Source organism: Acinetobacter sp. 1566109, assembly GCF_000582255.1.
Lineage (GTDB): Bacteria > Pseudomonadota > Gammaproteobacteria > Pseudomonadales > Moraxellaceae > Acinetobacter > Acinetobacter nosocomialis.
Genome location: NZ_JEYB01000004.1, coordinates 53,990 through 69,372 on the forward strand (window position 1 = coordinate 53,990; position 15,383 = coordinate 69,372).

The window sequence follows — 15,383 nt, forward strand, 5'->3', positions numbered from 1 at the left end:
AAAAGACCTAATTTGGAATGATCAAGTTAGGTCTTTTTTATGCGTATTTTTCAGCGAATTCATCAAAAAATAAATTGGTCAGGGCGTCGTTATATGGCGGTATTACTTTGCGTTGTTGCTATTGCATATATTGCATCGGCAATTTACCACACAGTAAAACCATTACCACAGGGCATTAACTTTAGTGGCAAGCTTAGACATGCCGATGTCAAATTTTTAGCAGATAAAACTTATCTGGATGCCAATGGTCAACAGAAGCTTGATCAACATATTTTTGATGAAATTTTAAAAATGATTGATGAGGCAAAGACTACGATAGTGGTCGATATGTTTTTATTTAATTCAGAGGTGGGTGACTCAAAAATAAAGCAAAGACCATTGATGCAGGAACTTACTAATGCGTTGATTAGTAAAAAAAGACAAAACCGTCAAATCCAGATTGTATTAATTACTGACCCGATTAACTCAGTTTATGGCGGTTTAAGTCCGGAGCATTATCGGCAATTACGACAAGCCGGTGTTGATGTTATCGAAACGAATCTGGCACCTTTACGTGCTTCAAATCCACTTTGGTCTGGTTTTTGGTATATTTGTTGCCAAAATATCGGAAATAATCCAGACAAAGGTTGGTTACCCAATCCTTTTGGTAATGAAAAAATTACATTACGCAGTTATCTGAACCTATTTAATTTTAAAGCGAATCACCGTAAAACCTTGGTTGTTGATACTGACGCTGGTTGGAAATCATTGGTCACTTCAGCAAATCCACACGATGGTAGTTCGAGACACTCTAATGTGGCGTTGATTGTAACAGGAGCCACAGCTACTGATATTCTTCAAACAGAAGCTGCTGTTGCGCAGATGTCTGGAAGTAGCTCACCATCACTCATTTTAGGTGACTTCGAAAAAGATATAACCAAGCCTCAGGTTCAAGTGTTAACTGAGGGCGCAATCTATGAATCTGTACTGAAACTAATTAATTCGGCTAAACCCAAAGAACATCTCGATCTAAGTATGTTCTATTTATCTGAACGCAAGATTATTCAAGCTCTAAAAAATGCACAAGCACGAGGGGTTATGGTTCGGGTTCTGCTTGATCCAAATAAAGATGCATTTGGAAGACAAAAGAATGGTATTCCAAACCGTCAGGTTGCTTCAGAGTTACATGCCGTAGGTATTCCAATTCGCTGGTGTGACACGCATGGTGAACAGAACCATAGCAAAATGATTGTGAAATATAACGACCAGCAAGCTGAGTTGATTGTAGGTTCTGCCAATTTCACTGCTCGTAATTTAAAAAATTACAACCTTGAAACGGATATGTTGGTTATAGGCAAAGTTCAAGATCAAGTTTTTAAAGATGCTCAGGATTACTTCAATACTTCTTGGTCAAATCTACAAGGTAGACAGATGAGCGTCGATTATGCGAAGTATGCAGACGAGTCTAAAGTGAAGTATTGGATTTATCGCTTTATGGAATGGTCAGGGTTATCGACTTTTTAATCACTACCTTTGGAGTTTTCCAAAAAAATGGCTTGTGCCTAGAGTCATCCACAACCTGAGCGAGGGAAAGCAAACATCGTTTGCTTCGAGCGCAAGACAAACAAAGTGCGTAGTTCAAACTCAAGCATAGCTTTCGCCTTGCGGTACGGCAAAGATTATTAATCTTTGCTATTCGCACCTCAGGTTTTGTGGATGACAAATGCTTTTGGTTACTTTGGGCGAAACCAAAGTAACGAATTAGCTACTACAAGTAAAACTTAAAGCGGTAAGACCCCGTCGTGCTAATTAAAAATAGAGAATAAAACTTGGAATATTTTAAGGTGCTGGCGGAATCAATTGATCCAAAGCCTTATCATCTAACTTTTCTATTTCACTCAAATCAGTCTTAATCTTCCACTGCGATTCATCATCTACCGGATTAGGTAAACGTGCTTCAAGCCAATCACATACGGCATCAGGGTTAAACTCAGGATGATTACATTGAATAATCCATGACAAAAAGTCTTTTGCTTCGCCATTCATATAAGGCGGTGGTGACACTGGAAAAAATAACGTAGGTAGACGTTCATTCGTCGATAGATAGTTTAAAACATGGCCGAGTTCTTGCACGGTTTGCCATGCAAGTGGGTGTTCTACATCAATACTGAACTTAAACCACCAAGCGTGTTCGCCATCTGCTCCATGCGCCATAATACGGGCTTCTTGTACACTTGGAACTTTGCAGAAAAATTGATGAAGACGTTCAAAACTGATTTCAGACACAGCAATTGACCTAGCTTAGAAAATGCTAATGGTAGCACAGATACAGATTCTTCATATTTTCTTTATAGTCATTACAAACAATATCAATCAAGCCTGTTTTATTCATGGTTTCTCCTTGACTCTCTTTTAATCTAGCTCTATATCAAGACAAAAGGGATGCACCATGAAAAAGCCAATCGTTCTTGTACTTTCAACTTTAATGTTGGGTATGTCTGCTACTGCGATGGCGGATTCAAATAATCGCTGGGATAACTATCACGGTAAAGACTATCGACATTATGAACAACGCTACGATCATCGTTATGATCGACGCGATGACCATAGACCACCGGTTTGGTCAAATGCAAACCGTGGCCATGAATATGTTGTGTTCAAGCGAGGGGAGCGTATTCCTGTAGAATACCGTGATAACCGTTATTTTGTTTCGGACTGGCGTGCCCATCGTTTATATGAGCCACCACGTGGATATCACTGGGTGAAAACACCGAATCAATATTTATTAGTTGATTCACATCACCAAGTTTATCGTGTGCGTTAAAACTAAAATATAAAAATGAAAAGGCCTCAATATTGAGGCCTTTTTTATGCTAATTCGTCATCTTGTGGTTGAGGAGTTTTTAAAGAGTTGGGTGTTTTTGAATGCTTTTCTTTCATTACAGATGGGTAGTGCCAAGAAGCAAAACGAACCACTAAAATTGAAATCGCTAAAATTAAAATTGAACCAGTAATAATCACTTGATCGATATCTGCTTTATGGTCATGTTGAATATCTGAAATCAGTAAACGCGTTAAGGCTGTAATCGCCACATAAATAAGAAAACGTACAGGCATATGATTGGTTTTAAAATAAATACCGACCATTGCGCCGAGTTCCAGATAAATAAATAACAATAAGATGTCATCGATTGAAGCATACTTTTTGACAGTTAAAATTTCATAAACTGTATGTGCTGCTGACCATGCCACCATACAACCGATAATGAATAAAGCCAAATAATGAAAAGCTTCAACGGCATAGTGACCAAACCGGTCGAGCGTTCTTTCAAACTTTTTCGGATCAGGCATAGTAAAATCTTTTTAATATGAGTATGCCTAGAAAATAAACAAATTTTATGCCAATAGAAATAGTAAATACAAAATAAAAAACGCCTGATTACTCAGGCGTTTTTTATAAAAATCTTAATTATGCTTGGTTTGTAAAGTAGTCTTCACTAAAGCCCATAATTAAGTCTGAACCAGCTTTGATTTTAGCAATACGTGCATCAATATCTGGCAAGATACGTTCAACAAAGTATTGAGCTAAAGCAAGTTTGTTTTGGTAGAAATCACCAGATTTATCTTTAGCAGCAGCTGCAATTTTTGCAAACATATAAGAGAAGCTGAGTAAGCCAACTGCATGTAAGTAATCAACAGCAGCAGCATTTGGGAAATCTACATTTTCAGCAGCTTGTTCAATAATAAACTGAGTGATTGCTTCAATTTCAGTTGCAGCATCTAAAGTTGCATCTTTAATGAAGTTCAAATCGGTGTCTAAATCATTTGCAAAGTCACGGATTTCTGTAATGTATTCAGCAATGAATGCACCGCCACATTTAATAGTTTTACGACCAATTAAATCTTGAGACTGAACGCCGTTGGTACCTTCGTAGATTTGCGCAATACGAAGATCACGAATACATTGTTCCATACCCCATTCACGAATATATCCGTGACCACCAAATACCATCTGAGCATCTAAAGTTGCTTGGAATGCGGTATCTGTAAGGTAAGCTTTTGCGATTGGTGTTAAAAGCGCAACGCGATTATTGGCTTTTTTCACAGCTTCTGCATCAGTTGAGAACTTAGTGATATCTAGCTGTTGACCTACATAGACTGCAAATGCACGAGAAGCTTCGTTGTTTGCACGTACATTTAACAACATACGACGTACATCACCATGTACTAAAATGCTATCAGCAGGCTTGCTTGGTGATTGGACACCAGCTGCACTACGGCCTTGTAAACGGTCAGTCGCATATTGAGCAGCATTTTGATAAGCAAATTCAGAAGCACCTAAACCTTGAATACCCATTGATAAACGTTCGTAGTTCATCATAACGAACATCGCAGCGAGACCTTCGTTTTCTTTACCAACGAGGTAACCTTTTGCGCCATCAAAGTTCATTACACAAGTAGCAGATGCTTTGATCCCCATTTTATGTTCAATAGAACCTGGGCCAACATGGTTGCGGTCACCTAAAGAACCATCTTCTTTTACAAGGTATTTCGGTACGATAAATAGCGAGATACCACGTGAACCAGCAGGAGCATCTGGAGTTTTAGCAAGTACCAAGTGAATGATGTTTTCTGCTAAATCGTTGTCACCGCCAGTGATGAAGATTTTAGTACCTGTAATGTTATAAGTACCGTCTTCATTACGTTCTGCTTTAGTTTTAATAATACCTAAGTCAGTACCTGCATGTGGTTCAGTCAAACACATGGTACCTGACCATTCACCGGAATAAATCTTAGGTAAATAAGTTTCTTTTTGCTCTTGAGAAGCATAGCTACTTAAAGCCATACCAGCACCTACTGAAAGAAGCGGGTAGAGCATGAAAGATGGGTTTGTCGCAAATAACATTTCATCGGCAAGAACGGTCAGCATTTTTGGCATGCCTTGACCGCCCCATTCTTCATCTGCGCCTAAGCCAATCCAACCACCTTCTGCATATTGACGAAATGCATCTTTAAAGCCAGCAGGCGTAAAGACTTCGCCGTTTTCATAGCGAGCGCCTTCTTCATCACCAGTACGGTTTAATGGATGAGTCACGTTCTGAGCAAATTTAGCCATTTCTTCTAAAATTGCTTCAGCTGTTGCAGCATCTACATGAGCGAGTTTCTCATTAGACTGCCAAAATTGTTCTGCTTTAAATACATCATTTAAGATGAATTTCATATCAGCTAAAGGAGCATTGTAAATTGGCATAATCGTTCACCTTTTTTATGCACATCAACTTGTGCTAGATATCCTGTAAAACGAAATGGATATTGAATTTAAAGTCTAAATTTATCACTGATCTTATAAAAAAAGGACCGTCAAAACTGAGCAGTCCTTTTTTAGTTTTTAACATTGCATATCGCAACTAACTATGGTTAGAAAGCGAAATGTTCAGCATCTAATGACATCAATGGGTCTAAACCACCAGCAATAACGTCTACGTGAGAACGTACGCGTGGCAAGATTTTCTTGAAGTAGAAGCGAGCAGTCGTAACTTTCGCGTTATAGAAATCAACGTCAGTTGTACCTTCTGCTAATTTCTCTTGTGCTACAAGCGCCATACGAGCCCATAGATAAGCTAAAGTCACGTAACCAGCGAAGTAGAGGTAATCTACAGCAGCAGCGCCCACTTCATCCGGATTTTGCATTGCACGCATACCGATTTGCATAGTGAGGTCGCCCCATTCTTTGTTAAGCGCAGCAAGTGGCTCAACAAATTCTTTCATGGCAGCATTGTCTTTATTTGCTTCTACAAACTTGTGAACAATCTTAGTGAAATCACGAAGCATTGCACCTTGAGTTTGTAAAACTTTACGGCCTAATAAGTCTAGTGCTTGAATTTCAGTTGTACCTTCATACAAGCAGGCAATACGTGTATCACGTACGATTTGTTCCATGCCATGCTCAGAAATAAAGCCATGACCACCGAAGACTTGAACACCGTGCTTAGCAGACTCAGAACCTGTTTCAGTTAAGAATGCTTTTGCAATTGGAGTCAATAAAGACAAGATGTTGTCAGCAAACTTACGCTCTTCTTCAGTTTCGCCTTTTTCAACGATATCTGCATATTGAGCAAGTAAGTAAACAAGTGCACGACCGCCTTCAGCAAATGCTTTTTGAGTTAAAAGCATGTTGCGAACAGCAGGGTGAACAATAATTGGATCTGCTTCTTTTTCCGGAGCTTTAGGACCAGAAAGTGAACGCATTGCTAAACGCTCTTTCGCGTAAGCTAAAGCACCTTGGAAAGATGACTCAGATGCAGATAAACCTTGAACCGCAGTACCAATACGTGCTGTGTTCATGAAGGTGAACATACAGTTCAAACCACGGTTTTCAGGTCCGATCAAGTAACCTTTAGCTTGGTCAAAGTTAATGACACAAGTTGCGTTACCATGGATACCCATCTTGTGTTCAATAGAACCACAGCGTACTGCATTACGCTCACCAATCGTTCCGTCTGCATTGACATTGAACTTAGGAACGATAAATAACGAAATACCTTTAGTCCCTTTTGGTGCACCTGGAAGGCGAGCAAGAACGATATGGATAATGTTTTCAGCCATATCATGTTCACCAGCAGAGATAAAGATTTTCTCGCCAGAGATTGCATAGCTACCATCTGCATTTGGTTCTGCTTTAGTACGGATAATACCTAAGTCTGAACCTGCATGAGATTCAGTTAAACACATCGTACCTGTCCAAACACCTGAAACAAGGTTTGGTAAGTAAGTATTTTTTTGTTCATCAGAACCATGATGTTCTAATGTACGTACTGCTCCGTGAGACAAGCCAGGGTACATACCCCATGCCCAGTTAGAGCTACCTACCATTTCTGAAATTGCGATACCTAAAGAGTTAGGTAAACCTTGACCGCCGTATTGTTCTTCTGCTGATAAAGACGGGAAGCCAAGTTCGATGTATTTTTGATAAGCTTCTTTAAAGCCTGTTGGTGTAGTAACAACACCATCATTCCAAGTACAACCCTCGCGGTCGCCAACTTGGTTTAAAGGAGAAAGTTCATTTTCACAGAAGTCTGCCGCAGCTTCTAAATATTGATCAACCAATTCACGGCTTACGTTACCTTGAAAGTCAGGTAATTTTGCATAGTGTTCTTCAGCATTTAATAATTCATGCAAAACAAATTGCATATCACGTAAGGGCGCTTTGTATTGTGGCATATCGGGTTCCTCAATACTGGTGAAACCAGAGTTATAATCCTAATCTACGATAATGTGCCATAAGAGGCACCTTGAACCATTACATCGTGCAACAACTTGCATAACTGTACAAGCACCTCAGGGCCTTTACTTTGTGACTGCAAAGTCAAGAAAAAAATACTTGAACTATGTAAGTGCTTTGAGTGTAAACACTTTTGGTGAAGTTTAGATGAGACAAATAGTCAAAATCGTAAATAGTTATGTACACAAAAAAGGCGCCTATAGGCGCCTTTTATTGCAGTATTTTTAAAATTATTTTGCTTGTGGTGCTACTGGAGCTGGAGCATTCATTGGAGGTTGAGGACGCTTTGGCTCGAAACGAAGATTACAAGTCCCTTCAAGTGTTCTATCTCCAACTTGGACATTTACAGCTTGACCATTTGCCTTGCCTTCACATGCTTTTTGAATCTGTTCAAAACGAGCTTGACGTTCTGCGCGGTGCTGTTCCCACGCTGCTTTTTGCTCAGGTGTAAATTCACGATGTTTCATGCGGTGATGACCATCACGTGGACCATCTTTCATCATATGATGGTCTGAATTAGGCGTTTGAGGGTTTGATTGACAAGCTGCCAAACTGCCCATAGTTACAATTGCTGCACTGAATAATGCGATTTTAGCCGTCATTTTCATATTTAAAGCCCTTTAATGTTTGTTTTAAGATGACTTAAAGATTAGATAATAAAGATGAAGAAACAATGGAGAGTTTTTCTTTTCGTTGTTGGTTACAATGCAAAATATAGGATAAAAATGAGAGAGTGCTTTTGAACGTTCTACGTGTTCCCATTGCATTGCGGCTATTTTTAACGGTCTTGCTTACCACGCTGTTAATTGCAACCGCAAGTTTGAGTGTTCTGCACTGGACCATGCAAAAGAACTTTGCCAAATATGTGGCCGATGTTGAAATGCAAAAGCTAGATCGGCTCATGACCAATCTTGGAAATGTTTATAACGTTTATCATGATTGGGGAAACGCGATTCAAGCCCAAATCTTACAAATTGAAGGAACAGCCGCTCCAGATGATTACGATCGTCTTTCACAGTGGTGGTTAAGACGCCAATATGACATTGCCATTCAGCAGCATTCTTTCGATGAACACACTCTCATTAATGTTTCTCCAGATGGTGCATCTCCAAATAAAAATTCTATTTTTAGCGATGAAGAGTTACGCACACTAGAAAAAAACTTACCTTCTGAATATCAACCATTTGAAGGTTTAAAATTCCCGTTAAGTGCTAACCAGTTTCGTCCACGTGATGACAATAAAAACAAGTCAAAAAGAGGAAGTCTCAAAGATATTGAGACACAAAATGGTAAGAAGCGCTTTATTGCTTTACCAGACCGTTTAGGCTTAAGTTCTCGTTTATCCTTATATGATGCCAAACATCAGTTTGTAGTGGGTGAACCGCCATCTTCAGATCAAATGTCGTACCGTCCTATCATCGTCAACAATGAGGTGGTAGGGTACTTAGGACTAAAACCAGTCCTAGATAAAGAAGATGCTTTAAGTATTAATTTCTTTAGTAATCAAAAGCGTTATTTACTTTTAATTTATGCCTTAACATTGCTGTCGAGTTTAGTTGCAGCACTTTTAATGGCAACTTATTTTAAAAAGCCAATTCAGCGTTTATTAAATGCAACAAATGAATTAACTAAAGGTAATTATCAGCATCAAGTTGTGATTAAACGAAATGATGAACTAGGTGACTTATCAACTCAACTAAATCATTTAGCCGAGATTTTACATCAACATGAAGAATCACGACGTCAATGGGTTGCAGATACATCTCATGAGTTAAAAACACCATTAGCTGTATTGCAAGCGCAAATCGAGGCAATGCAAGATGGCATTCGAAAGGCGACTCCTGAACATCTCGATGCCATGATGCGACAAGTTTCAAGTTTAAAGAAACTCACTCAAGATCTTGCAGACTTGGCACAGGCCGATGCCCAGCAACTTAAATGCTATTTAAGTTCGGTCAACCCTTGGGATGTTGTACTGCAAGAAGTCGAAAATTTCAGACCTAAACTCGAACAGGCAGAGCTGGAAATTGAGGTGGAAGGTGAGGGCGTTCCATTATTATTAGACCGTGATCGCTTTAAACAAATTATTGTTAATTTAATTAGTAATAGTATTCGTTATACCGAAACAGGTGGAAAGATTCATATTCATACAAGTCAAACGTCTCAGGAGTGGACTTTATATGTCGATGACAGTCCGTTTGGTTTAAGTGATGAGCAATTATCACGTTTAGGTGAACGTTTTTATCGTGTAGATGATTCGCGCACGCGTAGTACAGGTGGAACAGGACTAGGCTTAGCTTTATCTTGTAAAATTGCGCAAGCGCTTGGTGGTACACTAAGTTTTGAACACTCACCATTAGGTGGTTTACGTTGTGTACTTACCTTTAAAAAGCAGAGTTAAATAAAAGGAAAAATGGCCCATGAAACATGTAATGTTGGTTGAAGATGAAGTCGAGTTAGCGCATCTGGTGCGTGATTATCTTGAGGCTGCTGGTTTCGAAGTAAGCATGTTTCATGATGGTCAAGATGCTTATACGAGCTTTCAACAACGTAAACCTAATTTAATGATTCTGGACTTAATGGTTCCAAGAATGGATGGTTTAACGATTTGCCGTAAGGTACGTGAACAGTCAGACTTACCAATTATTATGGTAACTGCACGTACTGAAGAAATTGACCGTGTTTTAGGGCTAAATATGGGAGCAGATGATTATGTGTGCAAACCTTTTAGTCCAAAAGAGTTAGTTGCCCGTGTACAAGCAGTTTTACGCCGTTTGGAACGTAAGGCTGAGCCAGAACAAAATGATTCGTTCCGCATCGATAAAGCCCAACAAAGAATTTGGTATCAACAAAAATCTTTAAGTTTAACGCCGACAGAATTTCGCCTACTTGAGCTATTTTTAGAACATGTGGGGCAAGTTTATTCACGTGCACAATTATTAGACCATATTAATCCGGATAGCTTTGATGTTGCTGACCGAGTTATTGATAGCCATATTAAAAACTTGCGTCGAAAAATCACGGAAGTGGCGGAAACTGGTAACCGTCATGAGTGGATTCAAGCTGTTTACGGTGTAGGGTATCGCTTCGAATATCCTGAAGAATAATTGCTTAGAAAAGTTATTCTGTGGATAACCACAATGTTATCCACAGAAAATGTGGATAAAAAATTAAGACGAACAGCTCACTGCTACATCAGGTACATCGCTTGGCAATGGCCCTAAGTCTTCAGGTTTTTCCAAATCTGGTTGTCTTGTATAAGGATGATTGAGTAACTTAAACAAACGGTCTACTTCACTAAAATCATCTCGCTCCGCTGCTTCAATCGCTCGCTGTGCCATATGATTACGTAAAATATAAATCGGATTTGCTTCTTGCATGTTCGCATCAAGTTCATCGTTATCTTGATGTTCACGAATATTTTCGTATTGCGTAAGGAAAGCATCAAATTGTCGAATATCAAGGCAATCATCACGTAAAACCTTATATTCTTTATTTTGAAGGCGAATAAAGCTTTGAGTGTAATCAAGCTGCTCTGTTTGCAAAATACGTAAAAAGCTTAAGCCGCATTCAGTACTGTCTTTATGAAAATGAGGAAGCCCCATTTTTTTGCATAACCCAGTGGTGTAATGCTCAATAAAAGTGGGTTCAAATTCTTCTAGACAAGCGGCCAACGCTTCTTTGAATTGCTCCTTTTGCTCAGGCTCAGCAAGTGGAATGAGATTATTTAACCAAGTCCATAAATTCCAGTGCGCAATACTCGGCTGGTTTTGATAGGTATAACGCCCTTGGTAATCAGAATGGTTGTTAATCCAGTTTGGACGGAAACGTTCCATAAAACCGTATGGGCCAAAATCGAGTGTAGAGCCCGTAATATTCAAGTTATCGGTATTCATCACACCGTGAGCAAAACCGACCAGCTGCCATTTAGCAATCATAATGGCTGTATTTCTAATCACAGCTTTAGCAAAAGCTAAAATAGGCTGTTCTTCTTGTTGGCATTCTGGATAGTGCCATTCAATGCATTTTTGAGTGAACTTGGCCAATAACTCAGGCGCATATTGATTGATCCATTCAAAATGCCCTAAACGAATATGGCATTCAGATGTTCTAAGCAGCATCGCGCCCGGTTCTAGTTTTTCACGTTGTACACCTTGGGTAGAGCTTGTAAAACCAACTGCATGACTCGAGGCGACTCCTAGAGCATTTAAGGCATGACCTGCTAAATATTCGCGAATAACTGAACGTAAAACTGCTCGGCCATCTCCCATGCGTGAATAAGGGGTAGGGCCTGCACCCTTCAAATGCAAATCGATGGTTTGACCTTTTTTATTCAGAATTTGTCCAATGAGTAAACCGCGTCCGTCGCCTAGCTGACCTGCCCATTGTCCAAATTGATGGCCTGCATAAACCATTGCTAAAGGTGGAAACTCTGAGAAAGTCCGCTGACCACTGCAAATTTCTACCCATGCCTCTTTTTCTTCATCCGTCCATTGTAGCTCTTCGGCTAAAGCTAAATTGAAGTGACCAGCTTTCGCACCACGCAGAGGAGAAGGCTGTTGTATATGAAAAAGCTTTGGATTGAGTGATGAATAAAGTGGATTGAATTGCATAGGCTGGACTAAATATTTGAGGCGAACTTCACTATACCATAGTTAAAAACGAGCCAAAAAAATAGCGCCTGCAAAGCATGGCTTTACAGGCGCTATTTCGAACTAGACTCGTATTAGTCTGGTACGACGTTTGTGTTCTTTTTTATGTTGCGCATTAAAGTTTCTAAACACTCACGGTGGTGACTCAAACGATGTTCAAGCAATTGGAAATCAACTTTTAACTTATGATCCATTTTATGAATCTTTTCAGCCATTGCTGCTTTCTTTGCTTGTAACTCTTGTTCTTTGAGTTTCGCCCAGTCATTTAAAGTATGCGTAAATGCTTCATATTCTTGAGCAATACGTTGCTTCATTTGACTAATGTCGGCATTTACATCGTGACCATAAATCGCAAGATCCTGTTCAGCATATTTAAACTTCATTGCCAATTCTGCTTTTTTAATATTAAAGCTTGGAATACGACGTAGGTTTTTTGCTAAACCAATCTTAGAACATGTCCAAATTAGCCATTTAGTTGGGTCATATTGCCACCATTTCACACCATTACGATAATCGTATTGGAAAATATGGTGATAGTTGTGATAACCCTCGCCCCATGTTGCAATCGCTAACCAGAAGTTATCGCGTGCTGAGTTTTCATCGGTATAAGGACGTTTACCAAACATATGGCAAAGAGAGTTAATGAAGAAAGTTACTTGATGGCTAATGATTAAACGTACTAAACCACCGAGAAGAACAACTCCCCATAAATCGCCAGTTGCCCAGCCGACTAAACCTAAAATACCAACGTGAACTGCTACGACAAGTAAAGCATAGTATTTATGCTGGAACATCACCAGTTTGTCATTGAGTAAATCAGGCGCATTTTTAAAGTCTGGCTCAGATGGAGAATGATCGCGAATCATCCAACCCATATGGGCATACCAGAATCCACGTTCAATTGAATATGGATCTTCATCCACATCGTCAACATGGCGATGATGGGTACGGTGACCAGATGCCCAAAACAGAATACTGTTTTGTACAGCAAATGTGCCGCCAATCATTAAAAGAATTTTAAGAGGTAACGACGCTTCATAAGCACGATGTGCCCAAAGACGGTGATAACCAGCAGTAATCCCCATGCTACTTAAAGCTAAAAGAAAAAATAAGCTTACCCATGCGCTTACACTAAAATCATAATAATACGCGTAAATCGGGATTATGATTGCAGCAAGAATTGGTAAACCAATTAAGGTAATGCTAGCGGTCCAGTTAATTGGGGCCTTGAGTGGGGCGGAAGTCATATCCGGCAGCGCTCCTAGAAACCTTGTCATACAAGGTAAAAAGACAAAACGACATAGCAAAACCAATCATCAAGATTTATTGCTATTTTGCACACCATATTAGCACGTGCATAGTGAGAATCACTAACATTATTGTACAGATGTATCGAAAGAACCGTAACAGAATTAAACCATGCTTGGCAACATTTCAGATAGGAGAAGTTGGGTAATGAAAATACAGCGATTGAGAAAAAAGAATAGCATTGATATTGCAGGAAAATTGCCATTGAAATGTCTTTTCATCGCAATCAGCCTTGTATTGGCAGCATGTCAAAGCGCGCCGCAACAAAATGTTCAAAAAGGCCATGTAAAACCCATACACCATGCACAAACTCCGGTAGTTAAAAAGAAAGTGAGCCCGGAAGGTGTTCAAGATATTGATTGGCAAATCACTCAGATTAATGGTCATAAGGCAAAATTCTTTAACCAATGGCCGACTCTTTCACTGAACTCAGCAGTCAAAACTGTAACCGGCCATACCGGATGTAACCGTATTTTTGGACGATACACTTTTGATTTCAACCAAAAGAAACTTGATATGGAAGTTAATGCGGGACATTCAAGTTGTGATGGTGCTTTGGCTCAAGAAGCAGAACTAGTTGATTCCTTACAACGTATTCAACGCTTCCAGTTAGCAGGTAATACCCTATATTTACTTGATCAGAATGGACAACGCCTGATTCAGGCCGAGAAAAAATAAAAGGTGGTTAATACCACCTTTTTTCATTTAAAGCGTTTCGAGCATTGTTGTAGGAATATCTGTAATTAAGCCCTGAATATCTAAATCGCGGAGCCTTTTCGCTCTTTCTACATCATTTACTGTCCAGACACTAATGTTTAAACCTGCTTGGTGAGACAATTGAATCATTTCATCTGTAGCAAGCTGGTCATACCAACCAATATGACAGCAACCAAATTGATGAGCGAGTTCAATCGCTGTAGCTCCAACCGGAAGTTCAACTAACAAACCGCGTTTAAATTGAGAGTTGATATCACGTAAGGCAGTTAGAATTTGAAGATCGAAACTTGTAATAGTCACGACTTTTTCATACCCCTGTAATTCAGACTCAAGCTTTTGAACTAACTTTTCTGCAAATGCCATATCTCTGACAGCTTTAACCTCAACTTCAATATGATCAAAGTTATCAAGTAAATTTAAAACGCCTGTAAGAGTAGGGGTTGGCTCTGAATTTGGCCAATTGGGCCAGTTTTGTCGATGATCAAATGATAAAGCTTGAGCCAAAGTAGATTGCTCAACAATTTGGTCGACTCCAGCTGTACGTAAAAAATTATCATCATGAATAACGACCAGTTCTTGGTCCTGAAGCTGGCGAATATCAAATTCGACACCACGAATACCTAAATTTTTTATGTGCTGAAAACCGCCTAATGTATTTTCGGGGGCTTCTCGGCGTGCACCACGATGACCAATAATGCGCATAATTTTCTTCTATTCAGTTATTGTTGGTTATGGTCTCTTCAAAAGCAGAGACCATACTTAAATTAGCCTATTTTTAAATAATCTCATTAATATTTTTTTGCCAAAGGACTTCTTGTCCACCTTCTGCACGTTGTAAAGCACGAGATGCGACAAATAACCAGTCAGATAGGCGGTTTAAAAGTTGGAGTGCTGTGGCTTGAATATTTTGGTCACGAGTCTGTACCGACATAAGTGACCGTTCTGCACGACGGCAAACAGCACGCGCTTGATGAGCGTAACTGCAAGATAAAGAGCCAGATGGCAGAACAAACTCTTTCAGCATAGGCAAATCTTCATTCATACGATCAATTTCTTTTTCCAGAAATTCAATACAAATGGGCTGAAGCAAATTGTAATTGGGAATACAAACTTCGCCGCCTAAGTCAAAAAGCCAATGTTGGATCAAGCTCAGGCTTTTGTCCCATTCTGCTTTATTAGTCACTTGGCTGGCTGTGATTTGTGCACGCAGTACACCAATAATGGCGTTCAATTCATCGACATCACCAAGTGCCGCAATTCGTAAATCATCTTTGGCAACACGAGAGCCATCGCCTAAACCTGTGGTACCTGAATCGCCTGTGCGTGTATAGATTTTGCTTAAACGGTGTCCCATGATGGATATCCTGAACATAAAAAAGGGGATAATGTCGGTCAGAACATTACCCCGAAACTGGAGTTAAGAAAATATTTTTATAATGAGGGTG

Annotated in this window: 14 protein-coding genes; 5 read left to right on the forward strand and 9 right to left on the reverse strand. The window is 39.6% G+C overall.

What is annotated here, in order from left to right:
* Positions 1–39 precede the first annotated feature (39 nt).
* Positions 40–1,503, forward strand: a complete 1,464-nt coding sequence (locus tag J582_RS07690; protein WP_031981612.1) for a phospholipase D family protein — start codon at positions 40–42, stop codon at positions 1,501–1,503.
* A 315-nt stretch (positions 1,504–1,818) separates the two neighbouring features.
* On the opposite strand, the gene J582_RS07695 is transcribed toward J582_RS07690, so the two are convergent.
* Positions 1,819–2,265: a hypothetical protein gene (locus tag J582_RS07695; RefSeq protein WP_002051512.1), complete on the reverse strand. Its 447-nt coding sequence runs from the start codon at positions 2,263–2,265 to the stop codon at positions 1,819–1,821.
* 163 nt (positions 2,266–2,428) lie between these two features.
* Between J582_RS07695 and J582_RS07700 the strand changes: the two genes are divergently transcribed.
* The gene (locus tag J582_RS07700) at positions 2,429–2,803 is read left to right on the forward strand and encodes an RcnB family protein (protein WP_002051261.1); all 375 of its coding nucleotides are present in this window, start codon (positions 2,429–2,431) and stop codon (positions 2,801–2,803) included.
* A 44-nt stretch (positions 2,804–2,847) separates the two neighbouring features.
* Here J582_RS07700 and J582_RS07705 read toward each other — a convergent pair whose 3' ends face one another.
* The 4 genes from J582_RS07705 to J582_RS07720 form a co-directional block, all read right to left on the reverse strand.
* Positions 2,848–3,330 carry a phosphate-starvation-inducible protein PsiE gene (locus J582_RS07705; RefSeq protein WP_004885289.1) on the reverse strand — a complete coding sequence of 161 codons (483 nt, stop codon included), beginning with the start codon at positions 3,328–3,330 and terminating at the stop codon, positions 2,848–2,850.
* Between the two features lie 118 nt (positions 3,331–3,448).
* Positions 3,449–5,230: an acyl-CoA dehydrogenase C-terminal domain-containing protein gene (locus J582_RS07710; RefSeq protein ID WP_031981613.1), complete on the reverse strand. Its 1,782-nt coding sequence runs from the start codon at positions 5,228–5,230 to the stop codon at positions 3,449–3,451.
* A 167-nt stretch (positions 5,231–5,397) separates the two neighbouring features.
* Positions 5,398–7,200 (reverse strand): acyl-CoA dehydrogenase C-terminal domain-containing protein, encoded by a 1,803-nt coding sequence (locus J582_RS07715; protein WP_004711974.1) that lies wholly within the window; start codon positions 7,198–7,200, stop codon positions 5,398–5,400.
* Positions 7,201–7,491: 291 nt separating this feature from the next.
* Positions 7,492–7,869 carry a hypothetical protein gene (locus J582_RS07720; protein ID WP_004711976.1) on the reverse strand — a complete coding sequence of 126 codons (378 nt, stop codon included), beginning with the start codon at positions 7,867–7,869 and terminating at the stop codon, positions 7,492–7,494.
* Between the two features lie 131 nt (positions 7,870–8,000).
* Between J582_RS07720 and baeS the strand changes: the two genes are divergently transcribed.
* Together baeS and J582_RS07730 are read left to right on the forward strand one after the other, a co-directional pair.
* The gene (baeS, locus tag J582_RS07725; protein WP_031944210.1) at positions 8,001–9,662 is read left to right on the forward strand and encodes a sensor histidine kinase efflux regulator BaeS; all 1,662 of its coding nucleotides are present in this window, start codon (positions 8,001–8,003) and stop codon (positions 9,660–9,662) included.
* Positions 9,663–9,681: 19 nt separating this feature from the next.
* The gene (locus J582_RS07730) at positions 9,682–10,368 is read left to right on the forward strand and encodes a response regulator (RefSeq protein WP_002051374.1); all 687 of its coding nucleotides are present in this window, start codon (positions 9,682–9,684) and stop codon (positions 10,366–10,368) included.
* Between the two features lie 63 nt (positions 10,369–10,431).
* Here J582_RS07730 and J582_RS07735 read toward each other — a convergent pair whose 3' ends face one another.
* Both J582_RS07735 and J582_RS07740 read right to left on the reverse strand, forming a co-directional pair.
* Positions 10,432–11,874, reverse strand: a complete 1,443-nt coding sequence (locus J582_RS07735; RefSeq protein WP_032047679.1) for a protein adenylyltransferase SelO — start codon at positions 11,872–11,874, stop codon at positions 10,432–10,434.
* A gap of 113 nt (positions 11,875–11,987) precedes the next feature.
* Complete coding sequence (locus tag J582_RS07740; protein ID WP_002051241.1) at positions 11,988–13,160, reverse strand: acyl-CoA desaturase; 1,173 nt, start codon at positions 13,158–13,160, stop codon at positions 11,988–11,990.
* Positions 13,161–13,368: 208 nt separating this feature from the next.
* Here J582_RS07740 and J582_RS07745 point away from each other — a divergent pair, with 208 nt between their 5' ends.
* Entirely contained in the window at positions 13,369–13,899 is a 531-nt protein-coding gene (locus J582_RS07745; protein ID WP_031981615.1) for an META domain-containing protein, read from the forward strand.
* Positions 13,900–13,926: 27 nt separating this feature from the next.
* Here J582_RS07745 and J582_RS07750 read toward each other — a convergent pair whose 3' ends face one another.
* Positions 13,927–14,640 carry a glycerophosphodiester phosphodiesterase gene (locus J582_RS07750; protein WP_002051567.1) on the reverse strand — a complete coding sequence of 238 codons (714 nt, stop codon included), beginning with the start codon at positions 14,638–14,640 and terminating at the stop codon, positions 13,927–13,929.
* 73 nt (positions 14,641–14,713) lie between these two features.
* Positions 14,714–15,292: a cob(I)yrinic acid a,c-diamide adenosyltransferase gene (locus J582_RS07755; protein ID WP_031981617.1), complete on the reverse strand. Its 579-nt coding sequence runs from the start codon at positions 15,290–15,292 to the stop codon at positions 14,714–14,716.
* Between the last annotated feature and the right edge of the window lie 91 nt (positions 15,293–15,383).